The sequence below is a fragment of the Streptococcus suis genome (genome assembly GCA_024583055.1).
GTDB lineage: Bacteria > Bacillota > Bacilli > Lactobacillales > Streptococcaceae > Streptococcus > Streptococcus suis_V.
The window spans coordinates 1,644,128-1,661,719 of the sequence record CP102145.1 but is presented as its reverse complement, the minus strand read 5'-3'; the positions used below and the strand labels follow the sequence as shown (position 1 = coordinate 1,661,719).

Genomic DNA, 17,592 nt, shown 5'->3' with positions numbered 1-17,592 from the left:
AAGTGGATGTGGAGCGTTTTTGTATTAAATTTTCTAGAAGAATACACCTATTTTAAACTTATGATTCATAACTAAAACATACATATTAATGTTTCTCTTGCTATAAGTAGCCAAGACTTGCTATTTTTGATTTTTATTGAGTATTAACTGAAAAACGGTTCAATACACAAAAGAGGCAGGTCCGAGACCTACCTCTAATGTATTTGGAGAACAAGCAATGTTATTCTATTCTGAAATGACTATTCTGGTCGTCTTCTTCGAGCTGCCATAGCCATTAGACCGACTAAACCAGCTGCTAGGAGCAGACCTTGTTCAGTTTCTTCACCTGTTTGCGGTAAAGTAGCTGAAGTAGCTTTTGCTGGTTTTGGAGTAGCAGTTTCTTTTACCAAGCTTGCTGGATCAATACTTGGAAGAGCCTCTGCTGTAGGAGCTGTATTCGGAACTAAACCTCCTTCAAAAGCAGGCAATGGTTCTGCTTTGACACTATCACCTTTTGCAATTACAAGAGGTGGTAATTCTCCCAATGGAAGAGGATCTGCTTTGGTACTTTCTCCTTTAGCAGTTACGATGTCCTCATCTTGTTTGACTGGTTCATCAACTGGTTTCTCACCTGTATCTGGTTTTGTTGGCTCTTCAACTGGTTTTTCGCCTGTATCTGGTTTCGGTGTCTCAGGAGCTGCAGTAGAAGAGTGGCTTGCTAGCCAGTCATTCAACATCTGAGTAGCGTCATCCACCAATTCTTGACTAGTCGAATCAAGAGATGCCAGAGCATTTTCAAGTAATTCAGTTAGAACTGCCAAATCCTCTGCTGAATAAGCAGTTTGGTCTACACCCTCTGCTTTAGCAATTGCTGCCTCAAGATTTGCTGTATTAACAGCTGTCTCTGTCGGCTTATCAACTGGTTTTTCTCCAGTATCTGGTTTCGGAGTTTCGGTTGTGTTGCCTGGATTTTCAGGCGTTTCGGTAGTAGTGCCTGTTGTATTCCCTGGATTAGCTGGTGTTTCACTAGCATTCAAGCGAGCAACTGTGGCATTTAAGATATTGGCTGTCAAAAGATTTGCTGCCTCAACAGAAGCCATAAAGTCTTCAACTTCTTTGACAAGAGCTGTCTTACCTGCTGAACGTGCAGCCGCAAGTGCTGCTTCATAAGGTGCTTTATCAAGAGTTGCCTCTTCTTGAACTGGTGTCAAGAAACGGAATTCTCCAGCAGACATAAATTGATCTGCAGTGTCACCGTATGAAGCGGTACCTGTAATCACAATCTTCTTAGCCTTGATTGTCTTACCAAAATCAATTGTCTTAGTAGCACTTGTTGCTGGCCAATCCGCACCAGTAAAGGTATGTTCCACATTTTGATCATCCGTAATCACCAATGTCAATGCTTTCAAGATACCGTTGCGACCTGATTGTCTTGGCACGTATTCAAAGCGTTGAATATCCACTGGTCTACGAAGGTTCACTGTCGCTGGCTCATTGATATGGCGGCCATTCCATGGTGTGTGCCAGATAGTAGACGGATTTCCATCGAAGGCTTTAGCCAATTCTTCACCTTCTTGAGCATTGGCCTGAGCCAAACCAATATCTTCAGTTGTGATTGCTGTTTTCTTCACTTGAAGATTTTGACGGGCTGTATTTGCAGCTGCAATCAAGGTACGAGCGTCTTCAATACTGATAGTTTCAGGAGCAGCAGATACCGCCAACAAGGCTTCTTTGTATGGAGCCAAACTTGCTTGAGTATAGTTCTCATTCAAGACTGGGGTATTCAAGTTATAGTAATCCGTTGTCAACAAGTGACCAGTCAGGGTAACTTCTTCAATCACCAGATTATCTAACATAAAGTCATTGTAACCACGGAAGTTTGCGTTTCCACTTGTATCTCCCTTGGTATCGCCACCACGACGAGTTGAGAAGATACCAACCCATGTATTGCCCGACTCTGCACCTGTTACCAGGAAGCTTGCTTTCTTAGCCTTAGTACTGTCTTCCCATGAATTAGTCAATGGATTCAGTGTCAAGCTACCAGCATCGTCATTGTAGCGACCTTCACCGATTGCAAAGGCATAGGTACCATTTGAACCTGCTTCATAGTCAAAGCTCACACGATACGCCTTGCCAGCTTCAAAGCGGAAGTTTTGTGGAATAGTCTGGTAAACAATCTTATTGCGAGCGGTCAGACCATTTGTTTTGAGTGACCATGTGCCTTCAATAACATCATCGACCTTCTTACCATTCCAGCCACGTTGAGTATACGGAGCGTGCTTCTCTGCAAGGTGAGTACGGTTGTCCTCAACTCGTTCAATACCACCGATAACAAATGGGAAAATACCCTGTGGAACATTTTCAAAGTTTTGTTTGAAGGTTCCTGTAGCCGTATTATGCCCACCTGCAAACATGGTTGAATCATTTTCAAAGACACGAATTTCATCAAAATAAGTTGCTGCAGTATCGGCATCACGAGATAGGGTCAAGCGTACATTATCCACATTGTCTCCAGTTGTAAAGAAGACATACATGTTTTGGAAGTAACTTGTATCATCAACCGTTGCGTTTTGTGGCAATGTGTTATGAGCATAGGCTTTAACGTAGTTAAGAGCAATAGACTCATTGGTATAGTTTGAAACTTCTGAACTACCAGTATGAACCGTAATGCTAGCTTTTGCTGTACTACGGTTGTCCACCCCAACATACGCTGCATAGCTTGTATTTGGTTTCAAACCTGTCAGTTTTTGGCTGAGACTTACCTTAGATGTGTTCCCTTGGATACGGAGCATATCGTTTGCACCTTGGGATTTGACCAAAGTAGCCTTGCTAGTATCGCCTTCAATTGTCCAATGGTCTAGCTTACCAGAGTTAAAGCCTTGGTCATAGATATGCATGCCGTCACTCCAGGACATCTCTGGATTTGTCTGTGGAGATTTATAGAGGACATACGGCACATTTGCATCCGCTTGAATGGTAATTTGACCATTGGTTACTGCCAATTCTTGAACATCTGTCTTACCTAGCTCAGTAAGTTTGTAGAGATAAACCTTATTACCAGTCCAATCTGAAGGAAGGGTCCAAGTTGTGGCACCTGCTTCTTCGTTGAAGTAGTACATTTTGTGTTTGTCACTAGTCAGGTCATTACCATTCGCATCCCAGTTCCAAGGCGCCAAGTAAGCTGCTCCATCTTGAATCGTACGACCATTCAAGGTTACTGTCCGTTGACGGTAGCCAGCATTGTTAACATCATTTGACTTACGGGTCAAGACCAAGGTATTGTCAGACTTGTCTTTCAAAGTGATTTCCATCTCTGGCGTCCAAGTATAGGTTTCACCGTTGTCCGTCATACGAACAGGGTCACCATTCTTCCAGTTGGTTACTTGGAAGTGCTGGATATACTTGGTCATCAGGTTGTTGGCAAACAAGTTGGTAATGTAACCATTATAGTCACTACGTCCTTGCCATCCTTCGAAATCTTTCATATCGTAGCCGCCAAGCAATGGATAGTTGGCAGCGCCACCGTAAGCTGGATAATCACCAACCCATGAATCTTTTTGGTGGTTACGAATGAAGCGGGCGATATTAGAGTTGATACCTTTCAGAGTAAAGCCACCATAGGTTAAGTCTGCTGCCCAGTGTTGGAAGGTCGAGTCATACTCACCTGCATAACCCCATTCAAAGGCATTTCTCCAACCTTGCATATTGATTTCTTTGGCAAGAACATGAGTTTCCCAAGCATTTTCGCCACCAGACTGACCATTACCCCACACATCGACATAGATAAAGTCTAATCCGTCACCCAGTTCTTTCTTCAAATCTTCCCAACGTTTCAAACGGTTGTGGGCCAAATCATAATGACCACTGATATTGATACCTTGATCAATCCAGTTCCAACCATAGGCGTAGTCCCCATTTGCCTGACGACGAAGAATCTCTTCAGAGAAGTATTGGGATTCTGGATAGGTTTCAGATGCATTGACGTGAATACCTAGTTTTGCACCATATGGTTGTGATTTTTCAATCAAGGTCTTGAAGTCTTCTGTGCCACCGATACGTTTACCAATATCTGCATAATTCAAGTGTCCAGAGTCATGACCTTCACTACCATAACCTTTCAAGAGGATACTTTGTCCCAAGCCATCTGTATGAAGGGCAATTTTCTTAATACCATCCAAGGTCATCAAGAATGGGTTTTGAGCCTGTGATCCAAAGTTCATAGCAATACGGTAAGCTACCAGTTCCGGTACATATTCATGCCCTTTTGGATTGTTCATGATGTCACGGTAAGCTATAGCCCCATCTTGCCAGTCTACCTTATTATCATTGTTTACATCAGCTGCAAAAACTACTTTTGCACTTGGCAATTCGAGAGTATATTCTGGATAAACGACACCGTTGTGGGCTCCCTCCCATCTCCATGGAGAGGAAGCAATTCCTAGATGAACACCAGTTTCACCATCAACAGTATATCGGTGGCTATTTGTTGTCAAGCGTGTAAAGTCACTTGCACCACCACCATAGCTATTTTGTGAATTACTCCAAACTGCTGCCGCAAATTGATCTGTTGAAACAAAGCCATACATGTATCCTTGACGTTGGTAATTCACACCATCTTGCAATTGAATATGCTCATCACCTGTACGATGGGTGTGGGTCGACATACGGCTTCCATCAAATTTTGCATCGGTTTGATGGCTAGCGACTGAAACCAAATTATTTTCATCAAAAGCAATGGTTTGGATCAACTTGGCAACATCATCAATCTCTGCTCCATAGGTCACTTGGTTGCGGTTATTAACTTCCAAAACATCAAAGTGAAGTTCTTTACCTTCTACCTTGATTTGAACCTTGATAGAAGCGTTGATTTTGTTAGCTTCATCCACAACATCCAAAACATAGTGAGCGGTCTTGTCATCAACTTTGTTATAGGTAACGGTTGGCGTCACTTTCACATTGTTGATGCGTAGTGAATTGAGGGAATGAACCTGTCCAAATACCTTGTTCCCGTTGAAAGTATATTCTCTAACACGTGGGAAGGCCTGGTCAATCTTGGCAGTCAATTCACCTGAATTGAGTTCATCATAGGCAACTGCCGCATCATTGACAACAAAAGCTGTTGTAGGTGTTTCTTCTTTTTCATCTGCAGGGGTCACACCTGTTTGATCATCTGCTTTTATATCAACCTTGGTTAATTGCTGACCAAATGTACCTAATTTCAAAGCAACTCGTTTTTCAGCTGACAAGGCTTCTTTCACAGCTGTTTCCAAGTTTAGTGTATCAAACAACTGTACATCATTGTTTGTAGCATTCAACTGCCCATCTGATTTGTATGAAATCGATAGAGTATTTTTACTATCTTTTACAGGAGATGTAGTGACTGTCCGTTCACGGAGCCAGTTTCCTGTGCCGTTAACCTTGTACTCCCAGAACCATCCTAAATTATCATATCCAACAAAGAGGAAGTTGTTAACATCTTTGTATTTGACAAAGACTCCAAAACGGCCTTGGTTGTCTTCGGAACGCTCTACAAATTCCAAATTTACATTGACATTGCCTTCTGGGCTTGCTTCCAATCCAGCTTTTTCAAAGATGGCAATGCTATCTCCATTATTGTTTTGTGCCGTTGAAGAAAGTGCATTGTAACGAACCCCGCCTTCTTCCTTGATGGCTACAGTTCCTTTGATGGCAGAGGTAGATGTCCAGTCTGGCTGGATATCAGCTGGTGTTGGGGTTTCTTCAACCGGTTGTTCATCAGTATTTGCTTCATCGCTATTGAGACCAGTCTGGTTAGTTGCCTTAACATCTACGATGGTCCGATCTGCACCATAGCTTGTTACTTTGAGTTTGGCTGCATTGCTAGTCCGAAGATCTGCCAATACTTCTGCCGGAATTTGAATGGCATTGAAAAGTGCTGTTTCTTGATTCTCTGCAGACACGATCGAAGCAGACAATTGTCCTCCTGTTGTCAAGTTGACATTGAGACGATAAGCAGTATCTTTTGCTGGTTCATTGACACGAGTTCCACTATACCAGGTTCCGCCATTAGCTGCCGCAGGAGACTTGTACTCCCAGAACCATCCCAAATTATCATAGCCAACTAAAATATGTTTAGAAGCATCAGTATGGTTCAAATAGACACCGAAGCGACCTTTTTCAGCATCTGAACGTTCAATAAGATCTAGAGAAATAGCCGCGCTACCATCTGCATTCATTTTCAAATCAGGGCTAGTAAATGTACCTGTTGAAGCACCGTTATCTTGGCCACTAACAGAAGACAAACGGTTGTAACGAACACCATCTTCTTCACGAACTTCAACAGTACCTGCTGGGTTGGAGCTAGCTGTCCACTCCGCTGCAACTTCTTCCGTTGTGTTTGTTGCTGGCGCAAGGTTGAGTTCTGGAGTTACTGCTGCCTCTGCAGTTTCTGTCGCAGCTCTCTCTTCGACCTCCTCTTCAGCCGCAGCTTCCTCCGTAGGGGCCAGAACAGCTTCTCTGGTAGCACCTTCTGCTACAGTTATTTCATCAGCCTTGATTTGAACACCAGAAAACAGGCTCATTCCAACAATGACCGATGCTGCACCAACGGTTAGTTTTCTAATTGAGTAGTGATTTTTCTTAGAAAACAAATCTTTCGAATAATTTCTCATTGTTTACCTCCTTATGATACGTTGAGAAAATTGGTTTATACAGCTTTATTTTACAAAAACGCTTACACAATGTCAATATGTTAACATGTTTCTTTTGTTTTTTTGACAAAAATCTTTTTCTATGAAAGTTTAATAATTTTTTCACATTTTTTGTAACCAATTACCACATTTTTCAATTATTTTCAAGTATTTTGACCTTGCAGAAAGTGCTTACATATGATATACTAAAATATGTGAAAAACAAAACTATCCTAAAGGAGAACCCTCATGTCAACAAAAGTAAAAACTAAAAACGTTACTGAAGACATTTTCGCCCAAGCCTGGGAAGGCTTCAAAGGTACCGACTGGCAAGATAAGGCTAGTGTAACTCGTTTCGTACAAGCCAACTACACGCCATATGATGGTGATGAAAGCTTCCTTGCAGGACCAACTGAGCGTTCACTGCATATTAAAAAAATTATCGAGGAGACAAAAGCAGGCTACGAAGACACTCGTTTCCCTATGGATATCGACCGTGCAACTTCTATTGCTGATATTGGCCCTGGCTTCATCGATAAAGAAAATGAGTTCATCTTTGGTATCCAAAATGATGAACTCTTCAAGCTTAACTTCATGCCAAAAGGCGGTATCCGTATGGCTGAGACTACTCTCATCGAAAACGGCTACACTCCAGATCCACTCTTGCATGAAATTTACACCAAACACGCAACCACTGTAAACGACGGTATCTTCCGCGCCTATACAGCTAACATCCGCCGCGCCCGCCACTCACACCACGTTTCTGGTCTGCCAGATGCTTATTCTCGTGGTCGTATCATCGGTATGTACGCACGTTTGGCACTTTACGGGGCTGACTACCTCATGGAAGAAAAGGTAGCCGACTGGAATGCTATCACTGAGATTGATGAAGAATCCATCCGTCTCCGCGAAGAAATCAACATGCAGTATCAAGCTCTCCAACAAGTTGTTCGCTTGGGTGACCACTACGGCGTTGACGTCCGTAAACCAGCCATGAACACCAAGGAAGCTATCCAGTGGACCAATATCGCCTTCATGGCAGTATGTCGTGTCATCAACGGTGCTGCAACTTCCCTCGGTCGTGTACCAATCGTTCTTGATATCTATGCAGAACGTGACTTGGCTCGCGGAACATTTACAGAATCAGAAATCCAAGAATTTGTTGACGATTTCGTATTGAAACTTCGTACCGTAAAATTTGCTCGTACTAAATCATTCGACGAAATCTACTCTGGTGACCCTACCTTCTTGACCACTTCAATGGCAGGTATGGGTAATGATGGTCGTCACCGTGTTACCAAGATGGACTACCGTTTCCTCAACACGCTTGACAATATCGGCAACTCACCAGAACCAAACTTGACCGTTCTCTGGTCTGACAAATTGCCGTATGCCTTCCGTCGCTACTGTATGGCTATGAGCCACAAACACTCTTCTATCCAATACGAAGGTGTAACAACCATGGCCAAAGACGGCTACGGCGAAATGTCTTGTATCTCTTGCTGTGTGTCACCACTTGACCCAGAAAGCGAAGACAAACGCCACAACATCCAGTACTTCGGTGCTCGTGTCAACGTTTTGAAAGGTCTTCTTTCAAGCTGGAACGCTGGTTACGATGATGTCCACAAAGAATACAAGGTATTTGACGGTGTTGAGCCAAACCAAGAAGAAATCTTCACCTACGACCGTGTCATCAAAGACTTTGAAACTGCCCTTGACTGGTTGACAGATACCTATGTGGATGCCATGAACATCATCCACTTCATGACCGACAAGTACAACTACGAAGCAGTTCAAATGGCCTTCTTGCCAACTCACCTTCGTGCAAACATGGGCTTCGGTATCTGTGGATTTGCTAATACAGTCGACTCCTTGTCAGCTATCAAGCACGCGCAGGTTAAACCAATCCGTGACGAAGATGGCTTTATCTATGACTATGAAGTAATCGGTGACTTCCCACGCTACGGTGAGGATGATGACCGTGTAGATGATATTGCGAAATGGCTCATGGAAGCATTCTATACTCGTCTTGCAAGCAAGAAACTCTATAAGAATGCGGAAGCTGCCGTGTCTATCTTGACTATCACTTCAAACGTTGCCTACTCTAAACAAACTGGTAACTCACCAGTTCACCGTGGGGTATTCCTCAACGAAGATGGCTCAGTCAACACTTCTAAAGTAGAATTCTTCCCACCAGGTGCCAACCCAACTTCTAAAGCTCGTGGTGGTTGGTTGCAAAACTTGAACACCCTTTCTAAATTGGACTTCAACCATGCCAACGACGGTATCTCATTGACCACTCAAGTTTCTCCAAAAGCGCTTGGTAAGACCTTCGATGAGCAAGTAACAAACTTGGTGACAATCCTTGACGGCTACTTCGAACAAGGTGGTCAGCACGTTAACTTGAACGTTATGGACTTGAACGACGTTTATGAGAAAATCATGGCTGGTGAGGACGTTATCGTTCGTATCTCTGGATACTGCGTAAACACTAAATACCTCACTAAAGAGCAAAAAATGGAATTGACCCAACGTGTCTTCCACGAAGTTCTCTCAATGGACGACCACGCAGCTGAAGTTTCAGGTGTGAATGCTTAATCAAAACAAACTGAAAAGGACTTGCAATGCAGGTCCTTTTTGCTGTATAAGAATTTTTCTTCTGAAGAAACAACGGGCTCCCTTGATAATTATTCGTTTCCGTCACCGCATCATTAAGAAGATACTACCGAGCCATAGGCACTCCTTATTCTTTCTAGCAACTATTCCACATGATTGAGAGATAGGATAGATAAATACATATCTAATCTCTCATTCAAATAAGGGGCAAACAAATCTTCCATTGCTGACAAACTTCCTTTGGCATGAAAGTCATCAAAGGCCTTGTAGTAAGCTAGTCGATCTGAGAATTTTATATCAATCGGAGGGTAGCCAGCCTTCATCAGCTCCAGGTTAACCAAAAGCTGACCCGTCCGACCATTCCCATCAATAAAGGGATGAATACTTTCAAAGGCGATGTGAAAACGAGCCATCTTGGTCACGATGTCTTCCTGACTTTGAGCATAGTTCGCCAGCCATTGCTCCATAAAAGGCTGGGCAGGTTTATTTGCAGCTCCCATGATACGTACCAACACTTTTCGATAGACGCCCCTATCGTCTTTTTTATCCGATAATACCAGATAGTGAGTATCCTTCACGACCTGCTCCGTCAAGGGAGTACCCTCTGCCACCAGGGTCTGCACATACTCAAAAGCTTCCCTGTGACCAATGGTCTCAAGGTGATCTTTCAAATGTTTCTGGTCAATGGTCAAACCGCGCAAGATCATATCTGTCTCACGGAGGGTCGGAAGGATAGGGAGAGGATTTTCGGAAGGATATGGATAACATAACAACTTTGATAGAATAACAGATCATCAAAATCAGACTGAAATCGGTAGTATAGTGACTCTAAAAATCAATCACATTCAGCAACCAAATTCTCTTCATCTACTGAAATTGGCTATACCGTTCTTTCTTCAAATTTTGAATGGAGAGCATAGCTACAAAGCTAATTAGGTAAAGACTAGATAGAAAGACCATGACAGTAGCTGGGCTGGAAGCATCCAGAATCATACCGATAATGACAGAGGAGAAGCCTCCTACTGCCCGACCGACGTTTAGGATAACGTTATTGGCTGTAGAGCGGATGTGATGTGGATAAAGTCGGGTAATCATAGCACCATAGCCTGCGAACATCCCATTTACAAAGAAACCAACAATCATACCACCCAGAATCATAGTCACTTGGGAATTGGCAAACTGGAAGAGATAGACACAGACGGCCGAGGCAAGGAGAAAGGCACTGTAAACTGGCTGAGGACCAAATTTATCCAGGATATGGCCAAAAACCAGCATACCGATACACATGCCAAGAATGGTAGTGACCATCCACAAAGAAGAATCTTTGACACTAATATTTAGACTGGTTTGAATAATGGTCGGCAACCAATTCATCATACCGAAGTAGCCTGCGATTTGCACCGTTGTCATAACCATCAATGCCAGTGTCTGGACTGTCAAAGCAGGCGTTTTAAACAATTGACTAACATGAGCGACTTCCGTATCTTCCTTGTCCTGGCCTGGAGAATGGTCTAAGATGGCATCATCTTTTATAGCCACTTGCATCCATAAGACCAGAAGGAGAGGCAAGAGTCCAAAAAGGAAGAGCCCCTTCCAGCCTAAACTTGGAGCCAACCAGCCTGCCAAGAGAGCCGAGCTGATAGAACCAATCTGGCCTGCGATACCATTGAGGGAAGAAATTCGTCCCATCTTTTCCTTGGGGACAATACCTGCCATAATAGCAATAGCGACACCATACTCACCACCGACCCCGATGCCGGCAATAAAACGCATGAGGTAAAGGTAAGGCAGGCTATTGGTAAAGTAGATGAGTCCCGTGGCAACTGCAAAGATGACAATGGTCCACTTGAAAACCTTAAATTTATTGTAGCGGTCAGCAAGGACACCGAATACTAGTCCACCCAGTAGCATACCCAGATTGGTGATGGTCGCAATCCAGCCAGCCTGGGCTCCAGAAATGCCCAGCTCTGCTATGATATTAGCCATAGAAAATGACAGGAACATGACATTTAAATCGTCTGTTCCAGAAGCCACAATGGCCGCCGCTAAGGCACGTTGATTATTTTTATCGAGTTTCAAACCCAACATAGACAATTCTCCTTTTCAATGGTGGCTCACAGACCACCTTTATTAAAAATTGAGAAAAGCTCAAACAAAAACAGGAACTACCGTCCCTGCTCTTAAAAGTGCATTAAAATAATGTGGAAAAATACCTTTCCATCTCTCATTGATTCACTTTTATGCCTCACAGGACACAGTTAAAGCTATTAACAATTTTTACCAGTCTACTAAAAAAGCGACTAGCTGTCAACTAATTGTATGCATTACTTATTCAGATAAGGCCCCAATTTCTCAAAAGTCTTATCATTTCGGATGGTCAATTGCTTGTAAAAGGGAGAACCAGCTAATTTTTTATGATAGGCCGTACCATGGTAGCCTGCCTCAGAAGTCACCGCCCAATAAATAGCCCGGTCCGCCAGCTGGAAAATCTCAGCTCCTAGCACAAGGTCTGCCAAATAGTTTTTCAATTTGTCAAACTCAAGTTTCTCTGTAAAGAAGAGAACATTCTTTCGGAAATAATCTTCCTGCCACCAAGCTGGTAATTGGGCTAGCTCCGCCCCGTAATCTTCTTCGCTCAGAAGAGCAAAGGTCTCAACAAAAGGATAATTCGCCACAAAAAACTGGTCAAAGTCCGCCACGATATCCGCTCTGCTATGGGCCGACGAGAAAAATAAATTCCCAGAATTGATATAGGTCTCAACATCTGTGTAGCCCATGGCCTCTACCTGCTGGCGGAGCTCCGCCATGACTACCTTATTGCGTCCGCCAACATTGATGCCCCGCAGTAACAAGACATATCTCACGATACTTCCTCCTCCAAAACCTGTTTTATCAATTTCATGACCTGATTGCGGTCCAACTTCCACTGAGCCCGCTCGTCCTTATCGTAGGTCCGATTAGACAGGAAAATAGCCGCCAGCTGCAAGGGACGATTGTACATGATGAAGGTGCCTGTATAGCCCGTATGACTGAGCCAATCCCCCTTCTTATCCCAAGCCAGCGAACGGCTACGATTGGCATCAAAGCCATAATCTTGGGTCAATTGATCTGCAAAATCCGCCGTCAAATACTGGTTCAAAAAGATTTCTAGGTCCTTGACCGTCGAAAAAAGACCAGCACTTCCAGCATGTCCCCCCAAGACACGCGCCTTAGGATCATGCACCACACCTGCCTTGACACCACGCACCGTCGGTACCGCCTGACTGACTGGTCCATAAGAGGTTTGGGACATGCCAAAGGGCTCTAGAACACCTCGTCTGATTAGCTGATCCAGACTAGCTCCACCCAGTTCTTCCAGCAAAAAGCCCAGCAGAAGAAAATTGATATCTGTATAGAGAAAATCTTTTTTATCCGTCACCCTAATCTTCAAAATAGCTTCTTTTAATTGGTCCGCATCCAGACTATCCCGATTGGGAATAAAGGGATCAATGCCGCTAGTATGGGTCAATAATTGCCGGATGGTCACTTGACTATTCTGAAAAGCAGGATAGTAAGACTGCAAGGTCCTATCCAGCTCCAAAGCTCCGCTATTGACCAGAAAAGTCGCAAGAGTGCCTACACCGACGACCTTAGAAACGGAGGCCAAATCATAGGTCAGACCCGCTACCACTGGGGTCACATGGTCCTGGGTACCCAGATAATACTCCTGCCACTGGCCCTTAGAAAAAAGAGCCAGACTGGCGCCAGGATAGACTCCCTGCTCAACCTGCTCTGAAATCTTGTCTAAGATTGTTTTTCTCATTTTTCAAACCACAATTCAATACCGCTTGGGTCTGTTGTTTGGATAAAAGTCGCTTTCTTGTCTTTGAAAAATGGAACGTCCAGCTTGCTCTCCAAATCAGACCAATCATAATCACTCTCTACCGCAAAACGGAGGCTGTCCAAGTCCCAGATCTCTTCTGCTGGTGTCAGTAAATCTTCACCCTCTGCCCCAACAAAACGCAAAAAGACCTGGTTGGGCAAGATAGTCTCATAAAAATCCTGGCTAACTACTGGATGAGGGCTGTTAATCCAAACAGACTCCACCTCAAAATGACTTAAACCAGCGAAATCAGCATCCCCCTTAAAAGGAACTGGTGGCAGAATAGCTGTTAAATCATCGATGCTTGCCTCACTGTGGAGCAAAAAAGTATCTCCCTCAGGCGATACTGCCTCAAAACCATAGCCATTGTGTCCCTTGTAGAGCTTGCTGTAAACCGTTCCATTAGCCAACAGAGCCTCAATTTCGTGAACCTTCTCGACCTTGATAATGATTTTATTGAGCTTCTTCAGTCCACGAACAGCCCGGCTGCGATTGCCTGGCGATTCCTGCAAAATCAGCTTAATCTCGCTGTCTTGATGACCAGCAAATTCCGCAAATGGGCCGTCTTCCAGCTTGGTTTTCATCCCCAAATTATCTTCTAGGAAGGCTTGATTAACACTTCTATTATTGACCCGCAGCACAGGTACTACGGGTTGATTTTCCCTTAACACAATCATTTCCCTCCTAATATCATTCCTAGATATTATATAGAATTTTATTTAATTTTACAAATGATTTCCTGTAGATTTCGACATTTTTCCTTACAGAATTTCTAACTATTCTTAGACAAATTTGCCACTTTTCCGCTATAATGGAAGGTAGATAATTTCAGAAAATAAGGAGCTCCTATGCGTTTTAATCAATTTTCATACATCCCACAAAATCGGGAAACCATTGTAAACGAACTCCATTCTATCGGCTTTGCGGTCGATAGTCAAGCAGAAATAAAAGAAATCCTGGAAATCTTCGTAAGAACCTGTCATTTTCTGACAACCAACACAGACTTTGCCCTGTCCAATATGATTGCAGACTGGGAGACAGACCTCTTGACCTTCTTTCAGTCGGACCGCCAAGTCACTGCGGAAGTTTTCTACCAAGTAGCCTTTCAATTGCTGGGCTTTGTGCCAAACTTTGACTATACTGATGTTGCGGCTTTTGCCGAGAAAACCAATTTCCCAATTGTCTTTGGCGACATCATTGAAAATCTCTATCAGCTACTCAATACGCGCACCAAGTCAGGCAATACCTTGATTGACCAGCTGGTCAGTGACGACCTGATTCCTGAGGACAATCGCTACCACTTCTTCAACGGAAAATCCTTGGCGACCTTTTCAACTAAAAATCTCATTCGTGAGGTGGTCTATGTCGAAACACCTGTCGATACGGCTGGGACTGGCCAGACTGATATTGTCAAAGTTTCCATCCTCCGTCCGTACTTTGACGGGAAAATCCCTGCGGTTATTACCAACAGCCCTTATCATCAAGGAGTCAATGAAGTTGCCAGCGACAAGGCCCTGCACAAGATGGAAGGGGAGTTGGCGGAAAAACCAGCTGGCACCATTGAGGTCAAGCAGACCAGCATCACTAAGCTAGACTTGGACCAGCGGGACCTGCCTGTCAGCCCTGCCACCGAAAAACTGGGCCACATCACTTCTTACTCCCTCAATGATTACTTCCTTGCTCGTGGTTTCGCCAGCCTCCATGTGTCTGGAGTTGGAACTCTAGGATCGACTGGCTACATGACGTCTGGTGACTACCAGCAGGTTGAGGGCTACAAAGCGGTGATTGACTGGCTGAACGGTCGCACCAAGGCCTACACAGACCACACCCGCTCGCTAGAGGTCAAGGCTGATTGGGCCAATGGTAAGGTAGCGACGACGGGACTGTCTTATCTAGGGACCATGTCCAATGCCCTTGCGACAACAGGTGTTGACGGACTTGAGGTAGTTATCGCCGAGGCAGGGATTTCGTCTTGGTATGATTACTACCGTGAAAATGGTTTGGTGACCAACCCCGGTGGTTATCCGGGAGAAGACTTGGACAGCCTGACTGCTCTGACCTACTCCAAGAGTTTGCAGGCAGGTGACTTCCTGCGCAACAAGGCTGACTACGAGAAGAGATCGGCTGCTGAGCGCTCTGCCCTTGACCGTCAGACAGGCGATTACAACCAGTATTGGCAGGACCGCAATTATTTACTCAATGCCGACAAGGTCAAGTGTGAGGTCGTCTTTACCCACGGCTCGCAGGATTGGAATGTCAAGCCTATTCATGTCTGGAATATGTTCCACGCTCTGCCAGCCCACATTAACAAGCACCTCTTTTTCCACAATGGTGCCCACGTTTACATCAATAATTGGCAATCCATTGATTTCCGTGAAAGCATGAACGCCCTGCTCAGCCAAAAACTGCTGGGCTACGACAATGCCTACCAACTTCCGACCGTCGTTTGGCAGGAAAATACTGGCGAGCAAAGCTGGACCACACTGGAAACCTTTGGCGGAGACCAGCAAATCAGCTTGGGTCTGGGACAGGCTGAGGCAGCTATTCAAAACAACTATGATGAGGAAACCTTTGCTAAATACGGCAAATCCTATCCAAGTTTCCACCAAGACTTGTTTGCGGACAAGGCCAATCAGATTACGGTGGACATTGAACTGGACCAAGATGTCCAGCTCAACGGTAGAGCCTGCTTAGAACTCCGTGTCAAATCCAATCTAGCCAAAGGGCTCTTGTCTGCCCAGTTATTGGACTTTGGACCAGCAAAACGCCTGGCACCAATCCCAGTACCGCTGGCTCGCCTCAGCTTAGACAACGGTCGCTACCACGCTCAGGAAAATTTGACCGAATTGCCATTCAAAGAAAGCCCACAACGAGTCATCACCAAAGGCTATCTTAACCTGCAAAATCGCTGTGACTTGATGACCGTTGAGTCCGTCACACCAGATGAGTGGATGAACCTGACCTGGGAACTCCAGCCAACCATTTACAAGCTGAAAAAAGGCGATAAACTCCGCCTGGTCCTCTATACGACCGACTTTGAAATCACCGTGCGCGACAACACAGACTATCGCATCACAGTGGACTTGGCACAGTCCAAGCTACATTTACCGCATGCATAAACCAGAAAACGAGCTGCACCTGCAACTCGTTTTTTTTACTGCCTATTTTTCTAAAGGATGAATAATCACACCTTGCACCACTCGATTCACCGTTCCGGTTGGCGACGGAGTGTCTGGCAAGTTCTTGCACTTGATGGCTGCCATGATAGACACCGTTTGGGCAAAGACCACGTATGGGAAGGTCAAGAAGACGTCTGGTAGCTCTGCTCCGCCTTCTGCGAGGACGAAATTTGGTGCCTCAGTGCCTTCCAATTTCGATGCAGAAAGGGCAACAATTCGCTCTGCTATTGCATCCCCATGCACCTCATTCAAGAGGTCCACATCGTACTGACGTGTATAAGCATCATTTGAGACAAATTGGAAAATCAAGGTCTTGTCGTTGATGAAGGATTTTGGTCCATGACGGAAACCGAGCGGAGACTCGTACATGGTCGCAATCTTACCAGCGGTCAATTCCAAAATCTTCAGCTGAGCCTCGTGGGCAACCCCGTAGAAACCACCTGCTCCCAGGTAAATCACGCGTTCAAAATCCAGATCAATAATCTCTTGGATGAAGTCCTCACGGTCCAAGACATCCTGGCCAAGGCGAGCAATGGTGTCGACCCATGCAGCTTTTTCTTCTTGGCTAGCTGGCGAGAAGACAAGCAGGGCCGTCAAGGACATACAGCTGTAAGAACCTGTCATGGCAAAGCCCTTATCGTTGGAGCCGGCTGGTTGCAAGAGCAAGAGATTGTCTGCATCTCCCTCTGCCGCTTGAGCCAATTTCCCTTCAGGTGCACAGGTAATGGTTACTTGGTAAAGGGTGTCAACCAGTGTCTTGGCAATTTCCACCGCTGCCACACTCTCTGGAGAATTTCCAGAACGGGCAAAGGATACCAGGATAGTCGGTACATCAGCCTGAAGATAATCATGCGGACGACCAACCAATTCTACCGTACCAATGGCTGAGAAGCGAATGCGTTTCAAGTCATTGACATTATTGAGGTAGTTGGCGATGCTCTGACCAACGAAGTCAGATGTCCCTGCCCCCGTCAAAATGACATGGACAAAATCATGTTTCTCCTTGATGTTAGCCACAAAGCGCTCTATGACTTCAAGCTTATCGAGATAGAGCTGGTAGGCCTCGCGCCAGAGTCCAGGCTGTTGGAAAATCTCACCCGCTGTAATATGGGCACCCAACTTTTCAAGTTCTTCTTTTGCTAAACGGAACATAGGTCCTCCTCGTTTCATCTGGTTATAACCAGTTTTTCTTTTATTATACAAGAAAGTACTTACAAAGTCAAGTTAAAATAGATTGATATATGCAATTTTGGTGATTACGCACATTGTCAAGTCAAGTGCAACAAGT

Annotated in this window: 8 protein-coding genes and 1 pseudogene; 2 read left to right on the top strand and 7 right to left on the bottom strand. The window is 44.6% G+C overall.

Annotated elements, in window-relative coordinates:
- Nucleotides 1-239: 239 nt before the first annotated feature.
- The gene (locus tag NQZ91_08350) at nt 240-6,629 is read right to left on the bottom strand and encodes an endo-alpha-N-acetylgalactosaminidase family protein (GenBank protein ID UUM57357.1); all 6,390 of its coding nucleotides are present in this window, start codon (nt 6,627-6,629) and stop codon (nt 240-242) included.
- Nucleotides 6,630-6,896: 267 nt separating this feature from the next.
- Between NQZ91_08350 and pflB the strand changes: the two genes are divergently transcribed.
- On the top strand, nt 6,897-9,245 hold the full coding sequence (pflB, locus tag NQZ91_08345) for a formate C-acetyltransferase (GenBank protein UUM57356.1): 2,349 nt from the start codon (nt 6,897-6,899) through the stop codon (nt 9,243-9,245).
- 161 nt (nt 9,246-9,406) lie between these two features.
- Here pflB and NQZ91_08340 read toward each other — a convergent pair.
- From NQZ91_08340 to NQZ91_08320, 5 genes and pseudogenes are all read right to left on the bottom strand, one after another.
- Nucleotides 9,407-9,988 (bottom strand): annotated as a pseudogene (locus NQZ91_08340) (Fic family protein).
- 142 nt (nt 9,989-10,130) lie between these two features.
- Complete coding sequence (locus NQZ91_08335) at nt 10,131-11,351, bottom strand: MFS transporter (GenBank protein UUM57355.1); 1,221 nt, start codon at nt 11,349-11,351, stop codon at nt 10,131-10,133.
- Between the two features lie 236 nt (nt 11,352-11,587).
- On the bottom strand, nt 11,588-12,130 hold the full coding sequence (locus tag NQZ91_08330; GenBank protein ID UUM58845.1) for a DUF1697 domain-containing protein: 543 nt from the start codon (nt 12,128-12,130) through the stop codon (nt 11,588-11,590).
- A complete protein-coding gene (locus NQZ91_08325) occupies nt 12,124-13,065 on the bottom strand; it encodes a beta-lactamase family protein (GenBank protein UUM57354.1) in 942 nt (313 codons plus the stop codon). The genes NQZ91_08330 and NQZ91_08325 overlap by 7 nt, the downstream gene beginning before the upstream one ends.
- Nucleotides 13,062-13,802 carry a CppA family protein gene (locus NQZ91_08320; protein ID UUM57353.1) on the bottom strand — a complete coding sequence of 247 codons (741 nt, stop codon included), beginning with the start codon at nt 13,800-13,802 and terminating at the stop codon, nt 13,062-13,064. Before NQZ91_08320 ends, NQZ91_08325 begins: the two co-directional genes overlap by 4 nt.
- 171 nt (nt 13,803-13,973) lie before the next feature.
- Between NQZ91_08320 and NQZ91_08315 the strand changes: the two genes are divergently transcribed.
- Nucleotides 13,974-16,244 (top strand): Xaa-Pro dipeptidyl-peptidase, encoded by a 2,271-nt coding sequence (locus NQZ91_08315; protein ID UUM57352.1) that lies wholly within the window; start codon nt 13,974-13,976, stop codon nt 16,242-16,244.
- A 42-nt stretch (nt 16,245-16,286) separates the two neighbouring features.
- On the opposite strand, the gene NQZ91_08310 is transcribed toward NQZ91_08315, so the two are convergent.
- Nucleotides 16,287-17,456: an SIS domain-containing protein gene (locus tag NQZ91_08310; GenBank protein ID UUM57351.1), complete on the bottom strand. Its 1,170-nt coding sequence runs from the start codon at nt 17,454-17,456 to the stop codon at nt 16,287-16,289.
- Between the last annotated feature and the right edge of the window lie 136 nt (nt 17,457-17,592).

Coding starts and splice junctions, on each gene's coding strand:
- pflB (UUM57356.1), top strand. CDS start 6,897: ATGTCAACAAAAGTAAAAACTAAAAACGTTACTGAAGACATTTTCGCC.
- NQZ91_08335 (UUM57355.1), bottom strand. CDS start 11,351: ATGTTGGGTTTGAAACTCGATAAAAATAATCAACGTGCCTTAGCGGCG.
- NQZ91_08325 (UUM57354.1), bottom strand. CDS start 13,065: ATGAGAAAAACAATCTTAGACAAGATTTCAGAGCAGGTTGAGCAGGGA.
- NQZ91_08310 (UUM57351.1), bottom strand. CDS start 17,456: ATGTTCCGTTTAGCAAAAGAAGAACTTGAAAAGTTGGGTGCCCATATT.
- NQZ91_08350 (UUM57357.1), bottom strand. CDS start 6,629: ATGAGAAATTATTCGAAAGATTTGTTTTCTAAGAAAAATCACTACTCA.
- NQZ91_08320 (UUM57353.1), bottom strand. CDS start 13,802: ATGATTGTGTTAAGGGAAAATCAACCCGTAGTACCTGTGCTGCGGGTC.
- NQZ91_08315 (UUM57352.1), top strand. CDS start 13,974: ATGCGTTTTAATCAATTTTCATACATCCCACAAAATCGGGAAACCATT.